The sequence below is a fragment of the Thioalkalivibrio sp. ALJ16 genome, from assembly GCF_000377345.1.
Taxonomy (GTDB): Bacteria; Pseudomonadota; Gammaproteobacteria; order Ectothiorhodospirales; family Ectothiorhodospiraceae; genus Thioalkalivibrio.
This window is the reverse complement of sequence record NZ_KB898039.1, coordinates 214,402-239,545: the sequence shown is the minus strand read 5'-3', so window position 1 is coordinate 239,545 and position 25,144 is coordinate 214,402. Positions and strand designations below refer to the sequence as shown.

Sequence of the window (25,144 nt, the reverse complement as noted above, 5' to 3'; positions counted from 1 at the left end):
CGGCTGGCCACGCCGGTACCGTGAGCCGCACGCCGCAGGAGGACCGCCGCATGAGTGAATCGAAATCCAGCCGTCTCGACGATCTGGTCGCGCGCAGCCGCCAGGATCAGGCCGCGCGCGAACGCGGCTATCGCGAACAGGCCCTGAAGATGTACCCCTGGGTCTGCGGGCGCTGCGGGCGCGAGTTCACGCGCGCCAACCTGCGCGAGCTGACGGTGCACCACCGCGATCACAACCATGACCACAACCCGGCGGACGGCAGCAACTGGGAACTGCTGTGCCTGTACTGCCACGACAACGAACACCAGCGCTTCACCGACGCCACCCCCGGCAGCGGCCAGGCCAGTGGCCGTTCAGCCACGCACAACCCCTTCGCCGGCCTCGCCGGGCTGCTCAAGGGGGACCGGGACGCCGGCGACGACGACCCCTCGAACTCCTAGCGAGGTCTTGATCAGATCCGTGTGGCCCTGGGCGCGGGCGGCCGCCTCCGGTTCAGAGGCGACGCCACCAGAACTGCAGGGGTTTGTGCGTCTCCTGTGCCTCGCCGATATCCGGCCACGGAAACTCGCATACGAGCCCTTGCGCACGGGCATAGCCGCGGCGCATCCAGAAGCCATCCAGCGGGCGATAATCTGCGGGCCGTTGCGGGTGATCCGGCGGACGCATCACCGCGCAGAAGGCCGCGTGCTGGAAGCCCAGCTGGCGCGCCACGGCCTCGCGGGCATCGAAAAAGCGGTGACCGGCACCCTGCCCGCGAAAGGCCGGTTGCAGCACCGACTCCGCAAGGTAGTAGTAACGCGCCGTGTCCAGCCCGCGGGCCCGGAACGGGGCCTGGAGCTCGGGCTCGGCCGCCGCCAGCGGCAGCGCGGTGGAGGCCCCCACCACCTGCTCGCCCTCCAGTGCCAGCACCAGAGTGCTGTCCGGGCAGTTCGCGTAATGCCGCAGGTAGTCCTGTTCGTACTCCGACGAGCCGGCGTACAGGTACGGCCATTCGCGGAATACCGCGATGCGCAGGCGCGCCACGGCCTCCAGATAACGCTCGATCCCGGCCCCGCGCACGGTCAGGAATTGCATGCTCGCCCGCCTCCGCTGTTGGTCGTTAAGTACATACAGCCCGTCTGCAGCGTAACCTCCTCGCAGCGTGAGTTCCCGCACGCGATCCCCCGCGGCAAGGCCCCCGTGTTGGGAGGCAAACGATCTACACTCGAAGATGGGGCCGGTCCTTTCCGGGCCGGCCCGCAGGCGGCTCTGCCGACCGACATACCTGTCCGGGTCGTCCGATGCCGCCGCCACCGTATAGCCACAGGAGGATCTGCATGGATACTGTCTGGATCGTTGTCGCCGATGCCGCGCGCGCCCGCATCTTTGCCTGCGAGGGCCGCGCCTGTCAGGGGATGCACGAGAGCGAGACGCTCTCGCACAGCGAATCCCGCGCCCACAATCAGGATCTGGTCTCCGACCGTCCCGGGCGCAGCTGGGCCAGTGCCACCGGGGATGCCCGCCACGCCATGCAGGAAAGCACCGACCCCGCGGCCAACGAGCGCAATCGTTTTGCACGCCAGGTCGCCGAACGCCTCAAGAGCGCCTATCACGAAGGCACCTTCAAGCGCCTGGTCATCGTCGCCGCGCCGACCTTCCTCGGGGCCCTGCGCGAGGTACTGGACCCGACCGTGGCGCAGAGCGTGACCGCGGAGGTGGCCAAGAACGTCACCAAGTCCACCGACGCCACCACCCTGCGCAAGCACCTGCCCGACTTCCTCTACTAGCCCATGCCGCCGGACCGCCCGGGTCCGGCGATCACACCGGCATTCGCCCATCCCGGGAGTTCCCCGGGGCGGGCTCTACGGCATCTTTCAGGGCCGGCCCAGGTCCTTCGGCTTGAGCGTGCCCAGCAGGCGCGGGCCTTCCGCGTGCGGCGCGAACACGGCCATCTCGCCCTCCTCGATCTCCACGTCCGCGGCATGGCGCAGGTTGAGGTCATGGCCGACCACGACGATATTGCGCTGCGGGTTCTCGGGCGGCGTATTCAGGTACCGGACCAAGCCCTCGATCAGCTCCTCGCGACGCTCCTCGTCGCGGATGATCGGCAGGTTGTAGAGCTCGAAGCGCACAGCGTATTCGCCAAAGGCGTAATGCCCGGTCTCCCAGCTGCGACAGAATTCGCTGGTCAGGACCTGTTCCACCGCAATGCCGTGATGCTCGAAGCCCTCACCCACCAGGCGCGCCTGTTCGCGGCCGTGGGTGCTGAGGTTGCGCTGCCCTTCGCAGTCCTCCATGTCGGACAGGTCGTAGTCATCGTGGGAGCGGTCCGTCGCGGCATGGCGCCAGAACACCACCAGGCCGCCCGCCTGCAGGCGCTCGATCAGCGCCTGGGCATCCAGTTTTTCGGCACCGGCGCTGCCCGTCATTAGCAGCAGGAGCCCCATGAGTCCGGCCTTCATCGCGTTTCGCATCCTGCGCCTCCCGCGTGCGTTCCGTAGTGGTGGTCGCGCCGCCGCAACCGGGTTGCGCGGCGCCCAGGGTCAGTCGAAGTCCTCCGGTGTCAGCACACCCAGGAATCGGGGGACATCGCCCCCGGGCACGAACACCGCGATCTCGCCTTCGTCGATGCGCACCCGGGCCGCGCGCTGCAGGTTGATGTTGTGGCCCACGATCACCACGTTGCGCGCGGCATCCTCGGGGGCGGTAACCAGATAGTCCTGCAGCGCGGCCACCAGCGCCTGCTGGCGCTCGCGGTCGCGGACCGGCGGCACATTGAACAGGTCCTCGCGGATCTCGTAGCGATCCTCGCCAAACGCAATGCGGGCACTTTCGGTATTGCGGCAGAACGGCGAACTCAGGATGCGCTCGACCGGAATGGCGTGTCGTTCGAAGCCCGTGCCCACCTGACGGGCCTGCTCGCGCCCGTCGTCATTCAGGTTGCGCTGGCGCTCGCAGCGGCTCATGTCGGAGAGGTCCGTATCCCGCTGGCTGCGGTCAGTGGCCGCATGGCGCCAGTAGATCACCAGGCCGCCATCCTGCATGCGCTCCAGCAGGGCCTCCGGCTCGAGGGTATCGGCGGTGGCCGTGAACAGGGGCAGGAACAGCAGCAGCGCGAAAGCCAGCCAGCGATGGCGCATCAGGGTCTCCCGAAATATGGTTTGCAATACCCTCCTGACCATCCCGAACCGGACCGGGTTCAGCCCCGTTGACGGTGGCATCCGCCGGCGCCCCGCGTTGACGCCCCCCCGTAGCCAGCCCTAGTATGCCGACTCGCCCTTGCCCGGAACGCCGCGCCTCCATGACCTACTGTGTCGCCATCGACCTGGACGACGGCCTCGTCTTCGCCTCCGACTCCCGCACCAATGCCGGAGTCGATCAGGTCAGCACCTACAGCAAGATGCACACCTTCGAGATCGAGGGTCAGCGGGTCTTCGTGGTCCTCGCGGCCGGCAACCTGGCCACCACGCAATCCGTGGTCCACCAGCTCAAACGCGACATGGAGGAAGGCGCCGAGGAAAGCCTGGCGACGGTAGAGCGCATGTCGGACGCGGCCGAGTACATCGGCCGGCTCAACCGCGAAGAGGCGGAGAAGCACTCCGAGGCGCTGTCGCGCTCGGGCATCAAGGCGGAGGCCACACTGATCATCGGTGGCCAGATCGGCGAGGACGCCCCGGCCATCTACATGGTCTACCCGCAGGGCAACTACATCACCACCTCGCAGCAGACCCGCTTTCTGCAGATTGGCGAGAGCAAGTACGGCAAGCCGATTCTGGATCGCATCATCGACCACACCACCCCGCTGGGGGATGCGGCGCGCTGCGCCCTGGTCTCCATCGATTCGACCATCCGTTCCAACCTCACCGTCGGCCCCCCGATCGAGGTGATGGTCTACGAACGCGGCAGCCTGACCTTCGACCACTACCTGTGCCTGGAGGCGGACGACGGCTACCTGCGCTCGCTGACCCAGGCCTGGGACAGCAACATCAAGAAGGCCTTTACCGACCTGCCCCGCTTCGACTGGGAATCCGCGCATACCCGCAAGCAGCGCGGCACGCGGGTCAGCCGCGGCTCCGGCAAGGCCGCGACCGCATCTTCCGGCAAAGACGGCAAGTCCCGCCGCTGACCCGGGCTGCCAGGCGCGCGCAGGGGCCGCGGCCCCTGCGCGCGGGCAATCCTTACCCGAATCCAACTGCTGCCTAGGCCGCCTCCTGTGCCTGCGCCGGCGCGGCCAGGAACCAGGTCTCGGCATTGGCGCCGTGAATGTCCCCGATATCCCGCTGCAGCACATCCATGAAGGCATGCAGGCCGTCTTCCGCGATCAGCTCCTCCACATGCGCGCTGGAGGCGTGGCGGCGCGCCTGGATCACCAGACGCAACGGCAGTTCGTTGCGTGGCAGCTTCTCCAGCGCATCCTGCACCTGGGTCAGGGCGTGGGTCACCGAACGCGGGAAGGCGGTGTCCTGCAGCAGGAACCGCACCACGTCCACACCGTTGATCCGCCGCTTCACATGCTGGCGGTACATCTGAAAGCCACTCCCCGAGCGCAGGATACTGGTCCACAGCAGGCCCTCGTAGGGCTCGGGATCCTCGCCGTCCTTTTTCAGGAGCTTGAGGGCGCCCACGTCGACATGCCGGGTGGACATGTCGGCGCGCTCCAGATTGCGCCCCAGCCGGATGAAGTCATAGGCCGCATCATGGCTCATGGTGCCGGCCAGCAGCCCTGTCAGGGTCTGGCAGCGCTGAACCACCTCGGAGAGAAAATCGAACCGGCCGCGCTTGCCGATGCCCTGATCGATATGGTCGCGGGCGAACAGGTACAACTCGTTCATCACCTCCCAGGCCTCGGAGGGAACCAGATCGCGGGTGGTGCGCACATTCTCGCGCGCCGCCCGCAGGGAGTTGAGCACCGAACTCGGGTTGTCGGCATCCGCCAGCAGGAATTTCACACAATTGCGTTCATCGTCCCGCTGATAATGATTATCGAACAGGTCCTCGTTGCCGGTGACCTCCACCAGGCCCTTCCACGACACCTGCACCGATTTCGGCATATCCAGCGCCAACAGATTGAAGGCCGTGACCATGCGTGCCGTATTCTCGGCGCGCTCGACATAGCGCGCCATCCAGTAAACGCGTTCGGCGACTCTCGAGAGCATCTCAGTTCTCCTCGTCCACGATCCAGGTGTCCTTGCTACCCCCGCCCTGCGAGGAGTTCACCACCAGCGAGCCCTTGCGCATGGCCACGCGCGTCAGCCCGCCGGCAGTCACATCGGTACGCACGCCCTGCAGGATGAACGGCCGCAGGTCCAGGTGACGCGGCTCGATCTCGTCGCCGCACAGGGTCGGGGCGACGGAAAGGTCCAGCGTCGGCTGGGCGATATAGTTGCGCGGGTCCTTCTTGATCAGCTGGGCAAACTCGGACCGCTGTTTCTTGGTCGCATGCGGCCCCACCAGCATTCCGTAGCCGCCGGACTCGTTGGCCGGTTTCACCACCAGCTCGTCGAGGTGGTCCAGCACATAGGCGCGGTCCTTCTCGTTCACGCAGAGATAGGTCGGCACGTTGGGGATGATCGGGTCCTGGTCCAGGTAGTAGCGGATGATGTCCGGCACATAGGCGTACATCACCTTGTCGTCGGCCACCCCGGCACCGGGGGCATTGGTCAGGCCGACATTGCCCTTGCGCCAGGCGCGCATCAGGCCGGGCACGCCCAGCATCGAGTCGGGGTTGAAGACCTCCGGATCAAGGAATTCGTCGTCGATGCGGCGGTAGATCACGTCCACCCGCTCCAGGCCGTCGATGGTACGCATGTACACGCAGTCGTCATCGCTGACGACCAGATCCGCGCCCTCGACCAGTTCCGCCCCCATGCGCTGCGCCAGGAACGAGTGCTCGAAATAGGCCGAATTGTAGATCCCCGGCGTCAGCACCACGATCTCGGGGTAGTCCTGCGGCCGCGGCGAAATCGAGGCCAGCATGTCGAACAGCTGGGTCGGATATTCGTCCACCGGCAGGATGCTGGAGTTTTCGAACAGCTCCGGGAACACGCGCTTGGTCACCTGGCGGTTCTCCAGCATGTAGGAGACCCCCGAGGGCACGCGCAGGTTGTCCTCGAGCACGAAGAACTGGCCGTTGCCGTCACGCACCAGGTCGCTCCCGCAGATGTGCGCCCAGACGCCCTGCGGTGGCTTGATGCCGACGCACTGCTCGCGGAAGTTCTTGGACTGGTTCAGCACATAGCGCGGGATCACCTTGTCCTGGAAGATCCGCTGCTCGTTGTAGATATCGTCGATAAACAGGTTCAGCGCGGTCAGGCGCTGCTCGAGCCCGGCCGAAACCTGGTCCCATTCCCGGCGTGTGATCACCCGCGGGATGATGTCGAAGGGCCATGCCCGGTCGATGTTCTCGCCCTCGGTATACACCGTGAAGCTGATCCCCATCTCCAGGATCGCATTATCGGCCGCCTGCTTGCGGCTGTGGATCTCGCCTTCGTCCAGCGAGGCCAGGTATTCCGCCAGTGCGCTTGCGGGGCCGCGGGGTCGGCCCGGCTTCTCGATCAGTTCGTCGTAGAACGGGGTGGGGTCGTAGCGCTTCCAGTCGATCGCCATTCGTCGGGTCCTCTGACGCTGTGGGCAGGGTTCGTCTACAGTAACGCTTTTTCGCAAACATCGGCGCCACCGCAGGGGAACACCGGTCCGTGTATCCCTCCGGTTTCGTCCGCCCTGCTCGCTTGAGGTTCCCATGTCCGACTCACTCGAACAACGCCTGCTCGAGCTGTACCAGCACCCGAAGATCCAGGGCTGCAACTGGCAGCCCCGGCTGTTCTGGTACCCGGCCGCGGACGCATCACCGTTCGGCACCCTGCGGGTGGACGGGCGCGAGCTGGAGGTCTTCCTGGCCACGATCATCGGCGTGGAATCGAGCGAGCAGGAGGCCCTGGACCGGGAACAGGAGGGGCGTGGCCGCTTTATTGCGGCGAATGCACGGCGCCACGAACTGCCGCTGTTCACCCGGCGCTGATTGGGAACGGCGGTGTCGCAAGAGCCGTCGGCACGTCCCGCGCGACGCCGGAACCGTCTCCACGCTCGACCTCGGAGACGGCCCTTGTGAACATCGGGAGACTTTGGGAGATGACACGGCCCCTGGCCGGGGCGCACCGAGGCAGTACGCAGGGCGGTGCCCCTGCAGAGGGCCTCAGGCAGGCTTGCGGAATTCGACCTGCTTCCAGTAGCCGAACAGGCTGGCCGGGGCGACCATGCAGGGTTCCTGCCCGGTCACGCGCACGAAGTCCTCGAACTCCATGTCGGGGCGAAAGCCCACCGCCTTGGACAACGGCCGCAGGCAACGCTCGAATCCGCGCAACAGCCATTGCCGTGACGCAAAGTGGTTCACGACCAGGAGTCGGCCACCTGGCCGGCAGACTCGCCACATCTCGGCAAACAGGGCATCCGGATTGGGCACCACAGTGGCCACGTACATCGCCACCACCGCATCGAAGCTGTCATCGGCAAAACCGAGCTTCTCCGCGTCCATCTCGCACAGGCCCGCCACCGCGGGGAGCCCGCCGTTCAGACGCCCGCGGGCCACCTCCAGCATCTCGCGGGAGACGTCGATCCCGACCACCTCGCAGTCGTCCGGGTAGTCCGGCAGCGACAGCCCGGTGCCCACACCGACCTCGAGGATACGCTTGCCCGAGAGCGGTGCGAGGGTCTCCTGCGCGCTGGCGCGCCCGGTCGCGAACACCCGCCCGAAGGTTGCGTCATAGTGACGGGCGTAGCGCCGGTAGCTCTTGCGAATACTGACGAGATCCATGCCGAAGCGTCCTGAAGATGGATGACCGGGCGCCCCGCGGGGCGCCCTTGAACCGCGCGTGACGGATCAGGCGTCGGATTCCACCGCCTTCATACTCAGACGAATACGACCCTGCTTGTCCACTTCCAGGACCCGCACGGTCACCGAGTCACCCTCGGCCAGGAAGTCGCCGACGTTTTCGACGCGTTCGTCCGAGATCTGCGAGATGTGCACCAGCCCGTCGCGCCCCGGAAGGATCGAAACGAAGGCGCCAAAATCCATGATCTTGGCGACCTTGCCGGTGTACTGACGGCCCACCTCGATGTCGGCGGTGAGCTCCTCGATACGACGCTTGGCCTCCAGACCCGCAGCCTGGTCGGTGGAGGCGATCTTCACCGTACCGTCATCCTGGATGTCGATGGTGGCGCCGGTCTCCTCGGTCAGGGCGCGAATGGTGGCACCGCCCTTGCCGATCACGTCGCGGATCTTGTCCGGGTTGATCTTGATGGTAATGAAGCGCGGTGCGTGCGAGGACATCTCGTCACGGTGACGCGGCAGCACCTCGTTCATGCAGCCCAGGATGTGCATCCGGCCTTCACGGGCCTGCGCCAGCGCCTGCTCCATGATCTCGCGGGTAATGCCGTCGATCTTGATATCCATCTGCAGCGCGGTCACGCCTTCGGAGGTCCCGGCCACCTTGAAGTCCATGTCGCCGAGATGGTCCTCGTCACCGAGGATGTCGGACAGCACGGCAAAGCGGTCGCCTTCCTTGATCAGGCCCATCGCGATCCCGGCCACCGGCGCCTTCAGCGGTACCCCGGCATCCATCAAGGCCAGCGAGGTGCCGCACACCGATGCCATGGAGCTGGAGCCGTTGGATTCGGTGATCTCCGAGACCACACGGATCACGTACGGGAAGTCGTCGTCGTTCGGCATCACCGCGGAGACACCGCGCTTGGCCAGACGCCCGTGACCGATCTCGCGGCGCTTGGGCGAGCCGACGAAACCGGTCTCCCCGGTGCAGTAAGGCGGGAAGTTGTAGTGCAGCATGAAGCGATCGCGGCGCTCGCCCTCGATCGCGTCAATCACCTGGGCATCACGATCGGTGCCGAGCGTCGCGACCACCATCGCCTGGGTCTCGCCACGGGTGAACACCGCCGAACCATGCGCCCGCGGCAGCACGCCGGTATCCACGCGGATCGGACGCACGGTCCGGGTGTCGCGGCCGTCGATTCGCGGATTCCCATCCAGGATGCGGTCCCGGACCAGGCGGTATTCGAGATCATGGAAGGCGGTCTTGACGTCGTCCACGGAGGGGCCGTTGTCGTCCTCGCTCGTCAGGGCCTCGACGGCCTGGCCGCGCAGCTCCCCGATGCGCTGGGTGCGCGCCTGCTTCTCGGCGATCTGGTAGGCGGCGACCAGTTCGTCGCCAACCACGCCCTTGACCTGATTTTCCAGCGACTCGATGGTCGGCGGGGCGACCCAGTCCCAAGCCGGCTTGCCGGCCTCGGCGGCCAGTTCCTTGATCGCCTGGATCGCGGCCTGCATCTGTTCGTGACCGAACATCACCGCACCCAGCATCGCCTCCTCGGACAGCTGCCGCGCCTCCGACTCCACCATCAGCACCGCGTTCTCGGTACCGGCCACGACCAGGTCCAGGTCCGAGTCCTCCAGCGCGCTGTAGGTCGGGTTGAGCAGATACTCGCCGGCACGGTAACCCACGCGCGCCGCGCCGATCGGCCCGGCAAACGGGACCCCGGACAGCGCCAGCGCCGCGGAGGTACCGAGCATCGCGGGGATGTCGGGATCCACCTCGGGGTTGATCGACATTACGGTTGCGACCACCTGGGTCTCGTTCTTGAACCCCTCGGGGAACAGCGGACGGATCGGGCGATCGATCAGACGCGAGGTCAGGGTCTCCTTCTCGCTCGGACGCCCCTCGCGCTTGAAGAAGCCGCCCGGGATCTTGCCCGCGGCGTAGGTGCGCTCCTGGTAGTTCACGGTCAGCGGGAAGAAGTCGCGGCCCGGGTCGGCTTCCTTGCGGGCCACCACGGTGACCAGCACCACGGTCTCGGCCATGTTGACGAGGACGGCCCCGCTGGCCTGGCGAGCGATGTCACCGGTTTCGAAGGTGACGGTATGGTTTCCGTACTGAAACGACTTCTTGTATGCCACGTTGTATCCCGTATCCGTAATGACGTGCGTCTAATGCGTGCGACGGGCCGGACCCGCCCCTGCGTGTCCGGCCCCGAAACTGAACGGGCCCGCACCAGTGGCGCGGGCCCGTTGTGCCGGCCTTAGCGGCGCAGCCCAAGCTCCTGAACCAGGGCCTGATAGCGATCCTGGTCATTGCGCTTGAGGTAAGTCAGCAGCTTGCGACGCTGGCTGACCATCTTCAGCAGCCCGCGGCGCGAGTGATGATCCTGCTTGTGCTTCTCGAAATGCCCCATCAGGTGCTGGATGCGGGCCGTGAGCAGCGCGACCTGGACTTCCGGCGAACCGGTGTCGTTGGCATCGCGCTTGTGCTTTTCGACGATGGCCGATTTTTCTTCGGTAGTGAGCGACATTAAAACCTGACTCCTGAAAGTACTTAAACCGTTAATCGACCAGTGGCGCTGGCGATAGGCGGGCAATGGTAGCACGAGCGATCGCGACGTGAACAGAAACGAAACGGCCGCCCCCGGGTGGCTCGCTCAGGCGGCGGGCACGAACAGCCGCCGCGCCCGCACCCACCCCGCAGGGTCCTCCGCGGCGACGGCCAGAAAGCCCCCATCGGCATCCACCACCCGCACCAGGGGCCAGCCCGTCTCGGCCTCGACGGGGGCGTCGGCGGCACCCGGGCTGCGGTCGTTGATCGCCGCCGTGGCGGCCGGATTGCCGTGACGCATCGCAGCACTCGCGGCGGCATCCAGCCGCACCGACGGCCAGTGCGCCAGGGCCGCCTCCGCCGGCTGCAGCAGTGCCTCGATCGCCGCGGCACCACCGGCCTCGAACGCGGCCTCGACCGAGTCCAGTGACACCATGGCGGCGGCATCGAAGTGCCCGTGCCCGACCCGGTGCAGGGTGTCCACAGCGGCGCCACACCCCAGCGCGTGACCGATATCGGCCACCAGCGAGCGGATGTAGGTGCCCTTGGAGCAATGCACCTCGAGTCGCAGACGATCGGGGGCGGTCTGCTCGATCCGCAACGAATGGATCTGCACCGGCCGCGGCGGCCGTTCGACCTCGACCCCCTGGCGCGCCAGCTCGTACAGGCGCCGCCCCTGGTGCTTCAGCGCCGACACCATCGGCGGCACCTGCTCCTGCGCCCCGCTGAACTGGCGCTCCAGGGCGCGCAGCTGCGCAGGCTCGATCGCCGGCACCGGGGCCTCGCGGATCACCGCGCCGTCCAGGTCCGCGCTGTCAGTCTCGACCCCGAGACGGGCCTCCGCGAGGTAGCGCTTGTCCGCGTCCAGCAGCCAGCCGGAGACCTTGGTCGCCTGTCCAAAGCACAACGGCAAAAGGCCAGTCGCCCGCGGGTCCAGTGCCCCGGTATGACCGGCCTTCTTCGCCTGCAGCAGATACTTGACGCGCCCCAGCGCCTGGTTGGAGCTACGCCCGCGCGGCTTGTCCAGCAACAGGATGCCGTCGACGTCGCGCCGCTTGCCCGCCATGCTGGTCGAGTGCCGGAGACGCCGGGCCTCAGGCCCCGCGATCCGGCCCCGAATCGACATCGTGGTCCCCGGCGTCGTAATGGCCGGCTTCGTGATCGCCGGCATCCTCGTCCGCGGCGTCCGGATCGTGCGCGTGGTGCGCACGGTCTTCCGCCAGCGCGCGGTCAATCAGGGACGACAGGTGGGCACCACGCTCGGGGGTATCGTCATAGATGAAGCGCAGCTGCGGCACGCTGCGCAGACGCATGCGCTGCCCCAGGGCACGCCGCAGGAAACCGGCGGCGTTGTTCAGGCCCTTCTGCGCCTCCTGCCCCTTTTCGGCACCCTCAAGCTGAGTGAAATACACACGCGCATGGGCCAGATCCCGGGACACCTCGACGCCCGCCAGGGTAATCATGCCCACACGCGGATCCTTCACCTCCAGCCGGATCAGATCGGCCAGCTCGCGCTGGATCTGCTCCCCGACCCGGTCCGAGCGATGAAAATCGCGGTTCCCCGGCATCAGAGCGTCCGGGCCACCTCGACGCGCTGGAAGACCTCGATCTGGTCACCCGCCTTCACGTCGTTGTAGTTCTTCACCGCGATACCACACTCGGTACCGGCCTTGACCTCGTTCACGTCGTCCTTGAAGCGGCGCAGGCTCTCCAGCTCGCCTTCGTAGATCACCACATTGTCGCGCAGCACGCGAATCGGGTTGCCGCGCTTGACCGCCCCCTCGACCACGAGACAGCCGGCGACCTGACCAAAGCCCGAGGCCTTGAACACATCGCGCACCTCGGCAAGGCCCACGACCTCTTCGCGGATCTCGGCCGACAGGAGACCGGACAGCGCCTGCTTCACGTCGTCGATGGCCTCGTAGATCACCGAGTAGTAGCGCACGTCGATCTCGTTCTCGGCGGCCAGGCGCTTGGCGCCCGCATCGGCACGCACGTTGAACGCGATCACGATCGCCTCGGAGGCCATCGCCAGGTTGAGGTCGGACTCGGAGATCCCGCCGACCCCGGCGGAGACCACTTTCACGCGCACCTCATCGGTGGACAGCTTGATCAGCGACTCGCGCAGGGCCTCGGCCGAGCCCTGGACATCCGCCTTGATCAGGATGTTCACGGTGGCGATCTGGCCTTCCTGCATCTGGTTGAAGATGTTCTCCAGCTTGGCCGCCTGCTGCGCGGCCAGCTTGCGCTCGCGCTGCTTGGCATCGCGGTGCTCGGCGACCTCGCGGGCGGTCTTGTCGTCCGCGACCACCAGCACCTCGTCACCGGCCTGCGGCACACCGGACAGGCCCAGGACCTCGACCGGCATGGACGGACCGACGGCCTTCACCGCGGCACCGGTATCGTCGAACATCGCACGCACACGGCCGTATTCCTTGCCCGAAAGCAGGATGTCGCCGTGCTTCAGCTGGCCGGACTGCACCAGGATGGTCGCCACCGGACCGCGCCCCTTCTCCAGACGCGACTCGATTACGACACCGCGCGCGGGGCCCTCGTCCGGGGCCTTCAGTTCCATCACCTCGGCCTGCAGGCCCAGGGCCTCCAGCAGCTCGTCGATGCCCTCGCCGGTATGGGCGGATACGTTGATGAACTGCGTATCGCCACCCCAGGCCTCGGGGATCACCTCGTGCTGGGCAAGATCGTTCATGACCCGCTCCGGCTCGGCCTCCGGCTTGTCGACCTTGTTGACCGCCACGACGATCGGCACGCCTGCCGCCTTCGCATGCTGGATCGCCTCGAGCGTCTGCGGCATCACACCATCATCCGCCGCGACCACCAGGATCACGATGTCGGTGGACTGCGCGCCCCGGGCACGCATCGCGGTAAACGCGGCGTGCCCGGGGGTATCCAGGAAGGTCACGCCGTCGTGGCTGTTCTTCACGTGATAGGCGCCGATGTGCTGGGTGATGCCACCCGCCTCGCCGGAGGCCACCTTTTCCTTGCGGATGTAGTCCAGCAGCGAGGTCTTGCCGTGGTCGACGTGGCCCATCACGGTGACGACCGGCGGACGCGGCTTGGCCTCGGCGGTCTGCTCCAGACCGGTATCGATATCGTCCTCGACCGAAGTCTCCTTCACGGCGATCGGGTTATGACCCATCTCCTCGACCACCAGCATCGCGGTGTCCTGGTCGATCGACTGGTTGATGGTCGCCATCACGCCCATGCCCATCAGCGCCTTGATCAGCTGCGGGGCCTTGATCGCCATCGCCTGGGCCAGATCCGCCACGGTGACCGTCTCCGGCACCTCGACATCACGCACCACCGGCGCCGTCGGCTTGGCAAAGCCGTGCTTGCTGGTGACCGCCTGCGCCGCGGCGGACTGCGCCCTGCGGCCCTCGCCCTTCTTGCGGCGGCCGCGACGATCGCCCGCAACGTGCAGTTCCTTGCGGTCATCCTTGCGGCCGCCCTTGCGCGCGCCCTTGCCGGCCTTCGCATCGCCTTCCGGTGCCGCGGGCGCGGCCGCTCTGGCCGCGGCCTCGCGTTCCAGGCGCGCCTGTTCTTCCTTCTCGCGCTTTGCCTCCTGAGCCTCCAGCTCTTTCTGGCGACGCTTCTGGCGTTCCTCGCGCTCAGCGACCTCCTGCTTGCGGGCCTCGGCGGCCTTGCGCTGGGCATCGCGCTCGGCCTCGACCTGCAGCGCCAGCTGCTCGGTACGGCTGAGCGGGCGCTTCGGCTTGGCCGGCGCGGGTTCGGGCTCGGGTTCGGCGGCAGCCGGTTCGGCCGCGGCCTCCTCGACGGCCGGCTCCGGCTCGCTGGGGGCTTCCGGCTCGGCGGCCTCGGGCTCGGCCGGGGCCTCGGCTTCGGCCTCAGCGCGGGTCTCGACCTCTTCGGCCGGGGCCTCGCTCACCGGCACTTCCGGCTCCACCGCACGCGGCTCTTCCACCGGCTCCGGTGCCGGCTCTTCGGCCACCGGGGTCGCCTCCACTGGCGGCTCGGGCGCGGCCTCGGCCGGCTTGCGCTTGATGGTGCGCTTCTTGCGGACCTCGACATTGACCGTCTTGGAACGGCCCTGGCCGGAGCTCACCTTAAGGGTCTGCGCCTGGGTGCGGCGCTTCAGGGTCACGCGCCCGGACTCTCCGCCTTCGCCATGAGCCTGACGGAGGTGATCGAGCAGCTTGCGCTTTTCGGCATCGGTAATCGCCCCATCGGGGCCATCCACCTCGACGCCCGCCTCCTTGAGCTGGACCATGAGGCGGTCAACCGGCGTTCCCACCGATTCCGCGAATTGCTGCACTGTCATTTGCGCCATGGCGCCTACCTCCATTCCAGATTCTTTTCAGGCCAGCCGACAGGCCTGTGACACGGATTCCCGATTCGGTCCCCGGGGAAATCAGTCCCCGGTTTCGAACCACGGGGCGCGCGCGGTCATAATCAGCGCCGACGCCTCTTCCGCATCCAGTCCGGTCATCTCGACCACGTCGTCGGATGCCTGCTCCGCCAGATCCTCCATCGTGCACACCCCGTGTGACGCCAGCTTGTTCGCCAGCGCCTCGGTCATGCCATCCATGGTCAGCAGATCCTCTGCGGGCTGATAGCCCTCGCGACCTTCCTCGGCCGCGATGGCCTTGGTCAGGAGCGCGTCGCTCGCGCGACTGCGCAGTTCCTGAACCATGTCTTCGTCGAATTCCTCAATCGCCAGCAGCTCGGCCTCATCCACATAGGCCACCTCGTCGAGGCTGGTGAAGCCTTCCTGTACCAGGATGCCCGCGACCTCTTCGTCAACGTCCAGGGCCTCCATGAAGAAGTTCACCAGCTGCTGGGCCTCGGCCTCGCTCTTCTCGGCCGCCTGCTCCTCGGTCATCACGTTCAGTTCCCAGCCGGTCAGCTGGGAGGCCAGACGGATGTTCTGCCCGCCGCGACCGATGGCCAGCGACAGCTTGTCTTCCTCGACCGCGATATCCATGGACTGACGATCCTCGTCGACCACGATCGACTGGACCTCGGCCGGCGACATCGCGTTGATCACGAACTGGGCCGGATTCTCGTCCCAGACGATGATGTCGATGCGCTCGCCCGCCAGTTCGTTGGATACCGACTGCACACGCGAACCGCGCATGCCGACACAGGCGCCCACCGGGTCCAGACGCGGATCGTTGGAGCGCACCGCGATCTTCGCACGCATGCCGGCATCACGGGCCGCGCCCATGATGTCGATGATGTTCTGCCCGACTTCCGGCACCTCGAGCTTGAACAGCTCGATCAGGAATTCCGGCGCGGTGCGGCTGAGGATCAGCTGCGGGCCGCGGGCCTCCGGACGAATCTCCTTCAGGTAGCCACGCAGGCGGTCATTGGTGCGCACGGTCTCGCGCGGGATCATGTGTTCGCGCGGGATCAGGGCCTCGGCATTGTTGCCCAGGTCCACGTAGGTCCCGTTGCGGTCGGTCCGCTTCACGATCCCCATGACCAGGGTCCCAACACGATCCTGGTATTCCTCCACCACCTTGGCACGTTCGGCCTCGCGCACCTTCTGCACGATGACCTGCTTGGCGGTTTGGGCGGCGATACGACCGAAGTCGACCGCCTCCACCGGTTCCTCGATCACGTCGCCGACCTGCGCATCGGGGTTCTTCTGCTGGGCGTAGGACAGCAGGATCTGGTACTCCGGGGACTCGAACTCCGGGTCCTCGTCGTCCACCACGGTCCAGCGGCGGAAGGCCTCGTAATCGCCCTCCTCGCGGTCGATGTTCACGCGCACGTCCATCTTGCCACCGTGGTACTTGCGGGTCGCCATCGCCAGGGCCGATTCCAGGGCGTCGAAGATGATGTCCTTCTCGACTCCTTTCTCGTTCGCCACGGCATCGGCGACCAGCAGGATCTCCTTGTTCATGTCTTGCCTCTCCGCACTCGGCAGTCGCCTGCCGATTCAACAAAAGCGTAGCAGCGTCCTGCTCCGCAGCCGTGTCTTACAGCTGGTCCAGGACCCGCGCGTTGTGGATCGCGGCCAGCGGCAGCTCGTAAGCCATGCCGTCCACTTCCACCTCGATCATCGGTTCTTCAACCGACAGCAGCACGCCACGGAAATTGCGGCGATCGTGCTCCGGCCAGGCCAGACGCACCTTCACCGGGTGCCCGATGTAGAGCCGGAACTGCTCGGGGGTAAACAGGGGGCGTTCGATCCCCGGGCTGGAAACTTCCAGGGTGTAGTTGCCCTTGAGAATCTGCTCGACGTCCAGGACCGCGCCCACCTGGTCGCTGACCCGGGCGCAGTCGTCCACGGTAACGCCGTTTTCGCCATCGATAAAGATACGCACGACGGGCGGCTTGGAGCCGGCGTGATACTCCAGCCCCCAGAGCTGCATGCCCTCCCCCTCGACCACCGGGGTTAACAGCGTTTTCAGTTGTTCAGCCTTCTGCGACAAGGGCGTCTCGATCGACTCCGTCCCGTAGCCGGGACCCAGAAACAAAAAAAGGGCGCCAAACGCCCCTCGTACACCGCAACGATGACTGCGGCCCGATCACTGCCGCAAGGCGCGCGGGAGCGCGGCCTCAAGAACCGGTACCCGGCGGCGAGCAGTTGCCGCCGGGTTCGTATCCTTAACAAAAAGGCCCCGTACGGGGCCTCTCTGAAAATTGGTAGCGGGGGCAGGATTTGAACCTGCGACCTTCGGGTTATGAGCCCGACGAGCTGCCAGACTGCTCCACCCCGCATCCGAGACGCAAAACTATAGCAAAGGTGCCACCCCCGCCGCAAGGGGGTGGCGCAAATATTTACCGGGTGCGGCGGGCGCCGCTGCGCAGATGCGGGCGCAGGTCATAGCGCCAGATATAGCCTGGCAGCGCGAACATGGCAAACAGAGACAGGGTGATCACGTAGAACTCCCAGCCCTGCGAATGGATGCCACCTGTGGCCTGAAACTCCAGCCCCTTGCCAATCAGGCCGGCAAGGATATAGAGCCCGAACCACTCGAAGATCCGGGTCCAGGGACCCTTCTCGCCGCTGGCCGGCTGCACCACGAGGCCGATGCGATCGGTCAGCCACGGCAGGTTCGCGCTGATGAAGGCGACGACGACAAATCCCCAGACGAGGACCTCAAACGGAATCCACTGTGTCACGACTTACCCGATGATTGCATAGTGGGTGATAGACAGCAGCAGGCCCGGGAAAATTCCCAGCGCCAGCACTGCCAGCCCGTTGATGCTGAGCGCGGTGGCGAGCGCGCCGGACGGCTGCACCGGTTCGGCGTTCTCATCCTTCGGCGCGTCGAAGAACATCATCTTGACCACGCGCAGGTAGTAGAACGCACCGATGACCGAGAAGATCACGGCGACCACCCCCAGCCAGACCAGGTCCGCACCCACCGCAGCCTGGATCACCGCCAGCTTGGCGTAGAAGCCGACCGTCGGCGGCACCCCGGCCATCGAGAACAGAAGCAGCAGCATGATGAACGCAAACCACGGGTTGCGCTGGGCCAGACCCTTGAAGTCGTCGATCTGGTCGGCCTCATAGCCCTTGCGTGACAGGAACACGATCATGCCGAAGCCACCGGCCGCGGTAATCGCGTAGACGATCACATAGAACATCGCCGAGGCGTAGCCGCTGTCGGTCCCGGCCAGGATGCCCATGAACACGAAGCCGACATGGGCGATGGTCGAGTAGGCCAGCATGCGTTTGATGCTGGTCTGCGCGATCGCGATCACGTTGCCCACCGCCAGCGACAGCACGGCCAGGATGATCAGCATGCCCTGCCAGTCGGCATGCATCGGGCCCATGCCTTCCACCAGCAGGCGCATCAGGAAGGCGAAAGCGGCGATCTTCGGCGCGGTGGCGATGAACAGCGTGACCGCCGTCGGGGCGCCGTCATAGACGTCCGGCACCCACATGTGGAACGGCACCGCCCCCAGCTTGAACGCAATCGCCACCACCAGGAACACCAGACCGAAGACCAGCGGGATGTTCAGGCTCTCGTCCGCGGCCGTCAGCTCGGCGGCAATGACCGCGATGTCCAGCGAGCCGGTCATCCCGTAGATCATCGACATGCCGTAAAGCAACAGACCGGAGGCCAGCGCGCCCAGCACGAAATACTTCATCGCCGCCTCGGTCGCCCGGGTGCTGTCGCGCCAGAAGGCGACCAGCGCATAGGACGACAGCGACAGCAGCTCCAGCCCCAGGTACAGCGTCAGCAGGTTGTGCCCGGAGATCATGATCATCATCCCGAGCACCGCGAACAGGCCCAGGATGTAGAACTCGCCCTTGTGAATCCCGCGCTCCATCAGATAGGGACGCGCATACAGGAACACCAGGAAGCTGGTCACATAGACCGCGACCTTCAGGATGTCCGCCATCGGGTCCTTCACGAAGGTATCCGAGAAGGTCAGCACCGTCTCCGGACCCATCATCCACAGGGTCAGGCCGGCGGCCGCGACCAGGGTCGCCTGCACCAGGCCGTAGGTGATGTCGCGCCGCGAATCCGGCAGGAACGCGTCGATCACCAGGATCAGGCACGCCATCCCGAGCACGAACATCTCGGGCACGGCGGGGAGGAAGTTGGGGATCTCGAAATTCATGTCAGGCGTCCCTTCAGAGCTTCGACTGCGCGATATGCGCCACGAGGTGGTCGATGGTCGCGTTCATCACATCCAGCAGCGGCGCCGGCCACACACCCAGCAGCAGGGTGAAGAAGGCCAGCACGCCCATCAGGAAGAACTCGCGGCGGTTCATGTCGGACAGGCCGGCCACGTTCTCGTTGGCCACCGCGCCGAAGATCACGCGCTTGACCAGCCACAGGGTGTAGCCGGCCGCCAGGATCAGCGTGGTCGCGGCCAGGAACGCAATCCAGAAGTCCGCCTTGAACGCGGCCAGGATGACCATGAACTCGCCGACAAAGCCGGAGGTACCCGGCAGGCCGGTATTGGCCATCGCGAACAGCACGAAGAACGCAGCGAACCAGGGCATGGTGTTCACCACACCGCCGTAGTCCGCGATCTGCCGGCTGTGCAGACGGTCGTACAGCACGCCCACCGCGAGGAACATCGCCGCCGAGATGAAGCCGTGCGAGATCATCTGCACCATGCCGCCGGCGATACCCAACGAGGCGCCTTCCCAGTCACCGGTATTGCGGTAGATGTAGAAGGCGAGGAAGAAGCCCAGGGTCACAAAGCCCATGTGCGCGATCGACGAATAGGCGATCAGCTTCTTCATGTCGCTCTGGATCAGCGCGACCACGCCGATGTAGACGATCGCGATCAGCGACAGCACGATCATCAGCGTATCCAGCACCGCCGAGGCATCCGGCGTGATCGGCAGCGAGAAGCGCAGGAAGCCGTAGCCACCGATCTTCAGCATGATCGCGGCCAGGATCACCGAGCCGCCGGTAGGCGCCTCCACGTGCGCATCCGGCAGCCAGGTATGCACCGGGAACATCGGGATCTTCACGGCGAACGCCATGAAGAACGCGAGGAAGATCAGGATCTGCGCGGTCAGCCCGATCTGCAGGGCATGGAAGTCCTGGATCAGGAAGCTGCCGGACTGGATGTACATCCAGATCAGCGCGACCAGCATGAACACCGAGCCGAGGAAGGTATAAAGGAAGAACTTCAGCGTCGCGTAGACGCGTCGCGGCCCGCCCCAGATCCCGATCACCAGGAACATCGGGATCAGCATCGCCTCGAAGAACACGTAGAACAGCACCGCGTCCATCGCCGCGAACATGCCGATCATCAGGCCTTCCATCACCAGCATCGCGGCCATGTAGTAAGCGATGCGGTCCTTTACCGATTCCCAGGCCGCGACCACGACCACCACGGTGATCAGGGTGGTCAGCAGGATCAGCGGCATGGAGATCCCGTCCACACCCAGGTGGTAGTTCACGTTAAACGCGGGGATCCACGAGGCCAGCTCCTGGAACTGCATCTCGGCGGTGCCTCGCTCGAACGCGAACCACAGCGGCAGACTGGCCACAAAGGTCGCCACGGCCACCGCGAGCCCGAGCCGCCGCGCCACATGGGGCGCGTCGCGCCCGGCGGCAAGCACCAGGAAGCCGCCGAGAATCGGCAGCCAGATCAACAGACTCAAGATAGGCCAGTCAGCAAACATGGTCGTTCCTTGAAACAGCGATGGGCTTCGAGCGCATGGGTGTCGAAGCCGCTCAGATCACGTAGGCGAACATCAGGACCAGCAGGCCGATGATCATCACGAACGCGTAGTGGTAGAGGAAACCGGACTGCATGTGGCGGATGCGTGCCGAGATCCAGCCGATCGAGCGCGCGGTGCCATTGACCAGCAGGCCGTCGATGATCAGCGCATCACCATAGCGCCACAGCGCGCGGCCCAGGCGGACGGTCCCGCCGGCGAAGAACCAGTCGTTGAAGCGGTCGAAGCCGTACTTGTCTTCGAGGATGCGCACGCCCAGCTTCAGCCGCTCTGCGATCACGCCCGGCAGCTCGGGCCGCTTCATGTACAGGTACCAGGCTGTGCCCAGACCGGCCATGGCCAGCCAGAACGCGGGCAGCATCAGGCCATGCAGGACGAAGGCGATCACCCCGGTGTAGGTCTCGCCCTTGGTCGCCAGCACATCCTGCTCGGGCAGCACGAACAGGGCTTCGGCGAAGAAGTCGCCGAACAGCATCGGGCCGATGAAGTAACCCGCCACCACCGACGGGATCGCCAGCAGAACCAGCGGGACGGTCACCACCCACGGCGACTCCTTCGGCTGCAGCGGCCCATGGTCGTGGTGATGGTCGTCGTCATCGTCACCATGATCCGGCATGTACTTGTGCGCCTGGTCATAGCGCTCCTCGCCATGGAACACCATGAAGAACATGCGGAAGGTGTACAGCGCGGTCACGAACACCCCTGCCAGCACCAGCCAGTAGGCAAAGGTCGCCCCCGGGATCTGCGAGTACCCGACCGCCTCGATGATCGCGTCCTTGGAGAAGAACCCGGAGAAGAACGGGAACCCGATCAGCGCCAGCGACCCGATCAGCGCGGTCACGTAGGTGACCGGCATGTGCCGGCGCAGCCCGCCCATCGCCCGCATGTCCTGCAGGTGGTGCATCGCGATGATCACCGAGCCTGCGGCCAGGAACAGCAGCGCCTTGAAGAAGGCGTGCGTCATCAGGTGGAACAGGCCGGCGGCGTAGGCCGAGGCCCCCAGCGCGACGGTCATGTAGCCGAGCTGCGACAGCGTGGAGTACGCGACCACCCGCTTGATGTCGTTCTGGACGAGCCCGATCAGGCCCATGAAGAACGCGGTGATCGCCCCGATGATCAGGATGAACGACAGCGCCGCCACGGAGAACTCGTACAGCGGCGACATGCGCGCCACCATGAAGATGCCCGCGGTCACCATGGTCGCCGCGTGGATCAGCGCGGAGATCGGGGTCGGGCCCTCCATGGAGTCCGGCAGCCAGACGTGCAGCGGCACCTGCGCGGACTTGCCCATCGCACCGATGAACAGGAAGATCAGCGCCAGATCCAGCAGACCGAAGGTCCAGCCCGGCCAGATGGTGATGGTCGCATCCCGCATCGACTCGGCTTCGGCGAACACCTCGGTGTAGTTCAGGCTGCCGGCATAGAACACCAGCGCGGCAATCCCGATCAGGAAACCGAAGTCCCCCACGCGGTTCACGATGAACGCCTTCATGTTGGCGTAGGTCGCAGTCGGGCGCTTGTACCAGAAGCCGATCAGCAGGTAGGAAACCAGCCCCACGGCCTCCCAGCCGAAGAACAACTGCATGAAGTTGTTCGCCATCACCAGCATCAGCATCGAGAAGGTGAACAGCGAGATGTAGGCGAAGAAGCGCTGGTAGCCCGGATCGTCCTTCATGTAGCCGATGGTGTAGATGTGCACCATCAGCGAGACGAAGGTGACCACCAGCATCATCATCGCGGTCAGGTTGTCGACCAGGAACCCGACTTCGAAATGGATGCCGTCGGAGACCATCCAGGTGTAGACGGTCTCGTTATAAATCCCGGCATCACCGAACACGTGGGCCCAGAACACCACCACGGACAGGATGAACGAGATCGCCACCCCCAGGATGGTGACCGTATGCGCCCCGGTGCGGCCGATCTGGCGGCCGAACAGGCCGGCGGCGATGGCGCCGAACAGTGGCGCCAGAACGATGAGTAGATAAATCGTATCCATGGCCCGTTATCCCTTCATTGCGTCCAGATCCTGGACGTTGATGGTTCCGCGGTTACGGAACAGCAACACCAGGATGGCGAGGCCGATGGCCGCCTCGGCCGCGGCGACGGTCAGGATGAAGAACACGAACACCTGGCCCGCGAGGTCCTGCAGGAAGAACGAAAAGGCAATGAAGTTGATGTTCACCGCGAGCAGCATCAGCTCGATGCACATCAACAGCACGATCACGTTTTTCCGGTTCAGGAAGATCCCGGCCACGCTGATGGAAAACAGCAGCGCGGCCAGCACCAGGTAGTGCTCTAGCGTAATCATGTTCTAGCCCTGAGTTCTTTCGGGGGCGGCCTGCCACCCCCGGTGTCCGGGTCCCGGCCCGTAGCCGGGATGTCCATTACTGGGATTTCACTCGGTTGCTACTTGGAGGCGTCGTCATCCGACGCGCCACTGCCGGAGCCCTGCGCACTCCGGCGCGGCGCCCTCTTCTTCTCGGACGGCATGGAGACCATGCGCACGCGGCCCTCGCGCGACACCGCCATCTGCTGGCCCGGGTCGATCGACTTGTTGTCCGGGCGCTTGCGCATGGTCAGCGAGATCGCCGCGATGATCGCCACCAGCAGGATCACCGCCGCGATCTCGAACGGATACACGTATTCGGTGTAGAGGATCGCGCCCAGGGCCTCGGTGTTGGCGTACTCCGGACCGGCGCGCTCCGGAACCTCCATGGTGATGTAGCGCGTAATCACCAGCACCAGGACCGTGGCCATGGCCGCCGCCACCACGACGCCCACCGGCAGGTACTCGGTGAAGCCCTCGCGCAGCTTGGCGAGGTTGATGTCGAGCATCATCACTACGAACAGGAACAGCACCATCACCGCGCCGACGTAGACCAGCACCAGCACGATGCCGAGGAACTCCGCCTCCGCCAGCAGCCAGATCGCCGCGGCCGCGACAAAGCAGACGACCAGGAATAGCGCGGCGTGCACCGGGTTGCGCACGCTGATCATGGCCAGCGCGGCCCCGAGCAGGATCGCGCCGAACGCGTAGAAGAGAATCAGTTCGAAGGTCATGATGCGGTCCCTGCGTTACCGGTACGGGGCGTCAATCGCCCGCGCCTTGGCGATCTCGTTCTCGAAGCGGTCACCAATGGCCAGGAGCTTGTCCTTGGTCATGATCTGCTCGCCCCGGTTCTCGAAGTGGTATTCGAAGATGTGCGTCTCGACGATGGAGTCCACCGGACAGGCCTCCTCGCAGAAGCCGCAGAAGATGCACTTGAACAGGTCGATGTCGTAGCGCGTGGTGCGGCGCGTACCGTCCGCGCGCTCCTCGGAATCGATGGTGATCGCCAGTGCCGGGCACACCGCCTCGCACAGCTTGCAGGCGATGCAGCGCTCCTCGCCGTTCGGATAACGGCGCAGCGCATGCAGGCCGCGGAAGCGCGGCGACATCGGAGTCTTTTCGTCCGGGTACTGCACCGTGAACTTGCGGCTCAGCAGGTAGCGCCCTGTCAGGCGCAGCCCCAGCAGCAGTTCATAGAACAGGAAACTCTTGAAGAAACGGCGCATCGCTTTCATCACGAACTCCTCATGCGAACCACGGGCCGACGTTGAACGCGACCAGCACGCCCTCGACGAACAGCCAGACGATGGTCACCGGGATCAGCACCTTCCAGCCCAGCCGCATGATCTGGTCATAGCGATAGCGCGGGAAGGTGGCGCGGAACCACAAAAAGGCAAACAGGAAGATGGCGGTCTTGAACAGGAACCAGTGGATGCCGTGATCCAGCAGCGAGCCGATCACCGGCAGATCGAACGCGGCCTGAGGCAGGATCCCCTGGAACGGCGACAGCCAGCCGCCGAGGAACAGGATCGCGGTCAGGGCCGAGATCAGGATCATGTTCGCGTACTCGGCCAGGAAGAACACGGCAAAAGCCATGCCCGAATACTCGACATGGAAGCCGGCCACGATCTCGGACTCGCCCTCGGCCACGTCGAACGGCGCGCGGTTGGTCTCGGCGACCCCGGAGATGAAGTACACGAAGAACAGCGGCAGCAGCGGCAGCAGGAACCAGTGATACATGCTGCCCGACTGCGCCTCGATGATGCCGCCCACGTTCAGCGTGCCGGCCGCCATCAGCACGCCGACCAGGGCAAAGCCCATCGCGATCTCGTAGGACACCAGCTGCGCGGCCGAGCGCAGCGAGCCCAGCAGCGCGTACTTCGAGTTCGAGGCCCAGCCGGCGATGATGATCCCGTAAACGCCCAGGGAGGTCAGCGCCAGCAGATACAGCAGGCCGGCGTTGACGTTGGCCAGGGCACCACCGTCGAAGAACGGGATCACCGCCCAGGCGGCCAGCGCCGGGGCGATGGTCAGCACCGGGGCGCTCAGGAACAGGAAGCGGTTGGCGTTGGTCGGGACGATCACTTCCTTGGTCAGCAGCTTCAGCGCATCCGCAATCGGCTGCAGCCAGCCGCGCGGACCCACTCGGTTCGGCCCGATGCGCACATGCGCATAGCCGATCACCTTGCGCTCGGCAAAGGTGGTGTAGGCCACGGCCAGCATCAGCGGGATCACGATCAGCTGAATGCCGATCAGGATCTGCATCACCGTCGGCAGGCTGTAGAAGAAGTTCATCATCCAGTCGAACATGTC

General features: G+C 65.6%; 25 protein-coding genes and 1 tRNA gene. 4 read left to right on the top strand and 22 right to left on the bottom strand.

Going from position 1 to position 25,144, the window contains the following annotated elements; translation table 11 throughout:
• The first annotated feature begins 50 nt into the window (after window positions 1-50).
• Window positions 51-440, top strand: coding sequence for a YajD family HNH nuclease (locus D000_RS0104765; protein ID WP_018872397.1), 390 nt, complete (start codon window positions 51-53; stop codon window positions 438-440).
• A gap of 52 nt (window positions 441-492) precedes the next feature.
• Here D000_RS0104765 and D000_RS0104760 read toward each other — a convergent pair whose 3' ends face one another.
• Window positions 493-1,074, bottom strand: a complete 582-nt coding sequence (locus D000_RS0104760; protein WP_018872396.1) for a GNAT family N-acetyltransferase — start codon at window positions 1,072-1,074, stop codon at window positions 493-495.
• Between the two features lie 242 nt (window positions 1,075-1,316).
• Here D000_RS0104760 and D000_RS0104755 point away from each other — a divergent pair, with 242 nt between their 5' ends.
• Window positions 1,317-1,766 (top strand): host attachment protein, encoded by a 450-nt coding sequence (locus tag D000_RS0104755; RefSeq protein WP_018872395.1) that lies wholly within the window; start codon window positions 1,317-1,319, stop codon window positions 1,764-1,766.
• 87 nt (window positions 1,767-1,853) lie between these two features.
• Here the strand turns inward: D000_RS0104755 and D000_RS0104750 are convergent, their stop codons facing one another.
• Together D000_RS0104750 and D000_RS0104745 are read right to left on the bottom strand one after the other, a co-directional pair.
• Window positions 1,854-2,453 carry a histidine phosphatase family protein gene (locus D000_RS0104750; RefSeq protein WP_026279764.1) on the bottom strand — a complete coding sequence of 200 codons (600 nt, stop codon included), beginning with the start codon at window positions 2,451-2,453 and terminating at the stop codon, window positions 1,854-1,856.
• Window positions 2,454-2,522: 69 nt separating this feature from the next.
• Window positions 2,523-3,119, bottom strand: coding sequence for a histidine phosphatase family protein (locus D000_RS0104745; protein ID WP_018872393.1), 597 nt, complete (start codon window positions 3,117-3,119; stop codon window positions 2,523-2,525).
• 161 nt (window positions 3,120-3,280) lie between these two features.
• Here D000_RS0104745 and D000_RS0104740 point away from each other — a divergent pair, with 161 nt between their 5' ends.
• Window positions 3,281-4,105: a proteasome-type protease gene (locus D000_RS0104740; protein WP_018872392.1), complete on the top strand. Its 825-nt coding sequence runs from the start codon at window positions 3,281-3,283 to the stop codon at window positions 4,103-4,105.
• A 73-nt stretch (window positions 4,106-4,178) separates the two neighbouring features.
• On the opposite strand, the gene D000_RS0104735 is transcribed toward D000_RS0104740, so the two are convergent.
• A complete protein-coding gene (locus D000_RS0104735) occupies window positions 4,179-5,135 on the bottom strand; it encodes an alpha-E domain-containing protein (protein ID WP_026279763.1) in 957 nt (318 codons plus the stop codon).
• 1 nt (window position 5,136) lies between these two features.
• The gene (locus D000_RS0104730; protein WP_018872390.1) at window positions 5,137-6,585 is read right to left on the bottom strand and encodes a circularly permuted type 2 ATP-grasp protein; all 1,449 of its coding nucleotides are present in this window, start codon (window positions 6,583-6,585) and stop codon (window positions 5,137-5,139) included.
• A 133-nt stretch (window positions 6,586-6,718) separates the two neighbouring features.
• On the opposite strand from D000_RS0104730, the gene D000_RS0104725 reads away from it, so the two are divergent.
• Window positions 6,719-6,997, top strand: a complete 279-nt coding sequence (locus tag D000_RS0104725) for a hypothetical protein (protein WP_018872389.1) — start codon at window positions 6,719-6,721, stop codon at window positions 6,995-6,997.
• A 174-nt stretch (window positions 6,998-7,171) separates the two neighbouring features.
• On the opposite strand, the gene D000_RS0104720 is transcribed toward D000_RS0104725, so the two are convergent.
• From D000_RS0104720 to nuoH, 17 genes are all read right to left on the bottom strand, one after another.
• A complete protein-coding gene (locus D000_RS0104720) occupies window positions 7,172-7,789 on the bottom strand; it encodes a class I SAM-dependent methyltransferase (RefSeq protein ID WP_018872388.1) in 618 nt (205 codons plus the stop codon).
• Window positions 7,790-7,855: 66 nt separating this feature from the next.
• The gene (gene pnp / locus D000_RS0104715) at window positions 7,856-9,943 is read right to left on the bottom strand and encodes a polyribonucleotide nucleotidyltransferase (RefSeq protein WP_018872387.1); all 2,088 of its coding nucleotides are present in this window, start codon (window positions 9,941-9,943) and stop codon (window positions 7,856-7,858) included.
• Window positions 9,944-10,065: 122 nt separating this feature from the next.
• Entirely contained in the window at window positions 10,066-10,335 is a 270-nt protein-coding gene (gene rpsO / locus D000_RS0104710; protein WP_012982141.1) for a 30S ribosomal protein S15, read from the bottom strand.
• Between the two features lie 126 nt (window positions 10,336-10,461).
• Entirely contained in the window at window positions 10,462-11,421 is a 960-nt protein-coding gene (gene truB, locus D000_RS0104705) for a tRNA pseudouridine(55) synthase TruB (protein ID WP_018872386.1), read from the bottom strand.
• Between the two features lie 28 nt (window positions 11,422-11,449).
• Window positions 11,450-11,923, bottom strand: a complete 474-nt coding sequence (rbfA, locus tag D000_RS0104700; protein WP_018872385.1) for a 30S ribosome-binding factor RbfA — start codon at window positions 11,921-11,923, stop codon at window positions 11,450-11,452.
• On the bottom strand, window positions 11,923-14,676 hold the full coding sequence (gene infB / locus D000_RS0104695) for a translation initiation factor IF-2 (protein ID WP_018872384.1): 2,754 nt from the start codon (window positions 14,674-14,676) through the stop codon (window positions 11,923-11,925). The genes rbfA and infB overlap by 1 nt, the downstream gene beginning before the upstream one ends.
• 66 nt (window positions 14,677-14,742) lie before the next feature.
• Window positions 14,743-16,239 carry a transcription termination factor NusA gene (nusA, locus tag D000_RS0104690; RefSeq protein ID WP_018872383.1) on the bottom strand — a complete coding sequence of 499 codons (1,497 nt, stop codon included), beginning with the start codon at window positions 16,237-16,239 and terminating at the stop codon, window positions 14,743-14,745.
• A gap of 76 nt (window positions 16,240-16,315) precedes the next feature.
• Window positions 16,316-16,771 carry a ribosome maturation factor RimP gene (rimP, locus tag D000_RS0104685; RefSeq protein WP_018872382.1) on the bottom strand — a complete coding sequence of 152 codons (456 nt, stop codon included), beginning with the start codon at window positions 16,769-16,771 and terminating at the stop codon, window positions 16,316-16,318.
• Window positions 16,772-16,983: 212 nt separating this feature from the next.
• A tRNA-Met gene (locus D000_RS0104680) sits at window positions 16,984-17,060 on the bottom strand.
• Between the two features lie 60 nt (window positions 17,061-17,120).
• Complete coding sequence (locus D000_RS0104675) at window positions 17,121-17,465, bottom strand: DUF2818 family protein (protein ID WP_018872381.1); 345 nt, start codon at window positions 17,463-17,465, stop codon at window positions 17,121-17,123.
• A 3-nt stretch (window positions 17,466-17,468) separates the two neighbouring features.
• Window positions 17,469-18,917, bottom strand: a complete 1,449-nt coding sequence (gene nuoN / locus D000_RS0104670; protein ID WP_018872380.1) for an NADH-quinone oxidoreductase subunit NuoN — start codon at window positions 18,915-18,917, stop codon at window positions 17,469-17,471.
• 13 nt (window positions 18,918-18,930) lie between these two features.
• Window positions 18,931-20,445, bottom strand: a complete 1,515-nt coding sequence (locus D000_RS0104665) for an NADH-quinone oxidoreductase subunit M (RefSeq protein WP_018872379.1) — start codon at window positions 20,443-20,445, stop codon at window positions 18,931-18,933.
• Between the two features lie 52 nt (window positions 20,446-20,497).
• Window positions 20,498-22,498, bottom strand: coding sequence for an NADH-quinone oxidoreductase subunit L (gene nuoL / locus D000_RS0104660; RefSeq protein ID WP_018872378.1), 2,001 nt, complete (start codon window positions 22,496-22,498; stop codon window positions 20,498-20,500).
• Between the two features lie 6 nt (window positions 22,499-22,504).
• A complete protein-coding gene (nuoK, locus tag D000_RS0104655; RefSeq protein WP_012982131.1) occupies window positions 22,505-22,810 on the bottom strand; it encodes an NADH-quinone oxidoreductase subunit NuoK in 306 nt (101 codons plus the stop codon).
• Window positions 22,811-22,908: 98 nt separating this feature from the next.
• Window positions 22,909-23,562, bottom strand: a complete 654-nt coding sequence (locus tag D000_RS0104650) for an NADH-quinone oxidoreductase subunit J (RefSeq protein WP_018872377.1) — start codon at window positions 23,560-23,562, stop codon at window positions 22,909-22,911.
• 15 nt (window positions 23,563-23,577) lie between these two features.
• Complete coding sequence (gene nuoI / locus D000_RS0104645; RefSeq protein ID WP_018872376.1) at window positions 23,578-24,066, bottom strand: NADH-quinone oxidoreductase subunit NuoI; 489 nt, start codon at window positions 24,064-24,066, stop codon at window positions 23,578-23,580.
• A 10-nt stretch (window positions 24,067-24,076) separates the two neighbouring features.
• Window positions 24,077-25,141, bottom strand: a complete 1,065-nt coding sequence (gene nuoH / locus D000_RS0104640; protein WP_018872375.1) for an NADH-quinone oxidoreductase subunit NuoH — start codon at window positions 25,139-25,141, stop codon at window positions 24,077-24,079.
• Between the last annotated feature and the right edge of the window lie 3 nt (window positions 25,142-25,144).

What these genes read in the sequence shown, in the direction of transcription:
- D000_RS0104765 (WP_018872397.1), top strand. Translation starts at nt 51, where the DNA reads ATGAGTGAATCGAAATCCAGCCGTCTCGACGATCTGGTCGCGCGCAGC.
- D000_RS0104760 (WP_018872396.1), bottom strand. Translation starts at nt 1,074, where the DNA reads ATGCAATTCCTGACCGTGCGCGGGGCCGGGATCGAGCGTTATCTGGAG.
- D000_RS0104755 (WP_018872395.1), top strand. Translation starts at nt 1,317, where the DNA reads ATGGATACTGTCTGGATCGTTGTCGCCGATGCCGCGCGCGCCCGCATC.
- D000_RS0104750 (WP_026279764.1), bottom strand. Translation starts at nt 2,453, where the DNA reads ATGCGAAACGCGATGAAGGCCGGACTCATGGGGCTCCTGCTGCTAATG.
- D000_RS0104745 (WP_018872393.1), bottom strand. Translation starts at nt 3,119, where the DNA reads ATGCGCCATCGCTGGCTGGCTTTCGCGCTGCTGCTGTTCCTGCCCCTG.
- D000_RS0104740 (WP_018872392.1), top strand. Translation starts at nt 3,281, where the DNA reads ATGACCTACTGTGTCGCCATCGACCTGGACGACGGCCTCGTCTTCGCC.
- D000_RS0104735 (WP_026279763.1), bottom strand. Translation starts at nt 5,135, where the DNA reads ATGCTCTCGAGAGTCGCCGAACGCGTTTACTGGATGGCGCGCTATGTC.
- D000_RS0104730 (WP_018872390.1), bottom strand. Translation starts at nt 6,585, where the DNA reads ATGGCGATCGACTGGAAGCGCTACGACCCCACCCCGTTCTACGACGAA.
- D000_RS0104725 (WP_018872389.1), top strand. Translation starts at nt 6,719, where the DNA reads ATGTCCGACTCACTCGAACAACGCCTGCTCGAGCTGTACCAGCACCCG.
- D000_RS0104720 (WP_018872388.1), bottom strand. Translation starts at nt 7,789, where the DNA reads ATGGATCTCGTCAGTATTCGCAAGAGCTACCGGCGCTACGCCCGTCAC.
- rpsO (WP_012982141.1), bottom strand. Translation starts at nt 10,335, where the DNA reads ATGTCGCTCACTACCGAAGAAAAATCGGCCATCGTCGAAAAGCACAAG.
- truB (WP_018872386.1), bottom strand. Translation starts at nt 11,421, where the DNA reads ATGGCGGGCAAGCGGCGCGACGTCGACGGCATCCTGTTGCTGGACAAG.
- rbfA (WP_018872385.1), bottom strand. Translation starts at nt 11,923, where the DNA reads ATGCCGGGGAACCGCGATTTTCATCGCTCGGACCGGGTCGGGGAGCAG.
- infB (WP_018872384.1), bottom strand. Translation starts at nt 14,676, where the DNA reads ATGGAGGTAGGCGCCATGGCGCAAATGACAGTGCAGCAATTCGCGGAA.
- nusA (WP_018872383.1), bottom strand. Translation starts at nt 16,239, where the DNA reads ATGAACAAGGAGATCCTGCTGGTCGCCGATGCCGTGGCGAACGAGAAA.
- nuoN (WP_018872380.1), bottom strand. Translation starts at nt 18,917, where the DNA reads ATGAATTTCGAGATCCCCAACTTCCTCCCCGCCGTGCCCGAGATGTTC.
- D000_RS0104665 (WP_018872379.1), bottom strand. Translation starts at nt 20,445, where the DNA reads ATGTTTGCTGACTGGCCTATCTTGAGTCTGTTGATCTGGCTGCCGATT.
- nuoL (WP_018872378.1), bottom strand. Translation starts at nt 22,498, where the DNA reads ATGGATACGATTTATCTACTCATCGTTCTGGCGCCACTGTTCGGCGCC.
- nuoK (WP_012982131.1), bottom strand. Translation starts at nt 22,810, where the DNA reads ATGATTACGCTAGAGCACTACCTGGTGCTGGCCGCGCTGCTGTTTTCC.
- D000_RS0104650 (WP_018872377.1), bottom strand. Translation starts at nt 23,562, where the DNA reads ATGACCTTCGAACTGATTCTCTTCTACGCGTTCGGCGCGATCCTGCTC.
- nuoI (WP_018872376.1), bottom strand. Translation starts at nt 24,066, where the DNA reads ATGAAAGCGATGCGCCGTTTCTTCAAGAGTTTCCTGTTCTATGAACTG.
- nuoH (WP_018872375.1), bottom strand. Translation starts at nt 25,141, where the DNA reads ATGTTCGACTGGATGATGAACTTCTTCTACAGCCTGCCGACGGTGATG.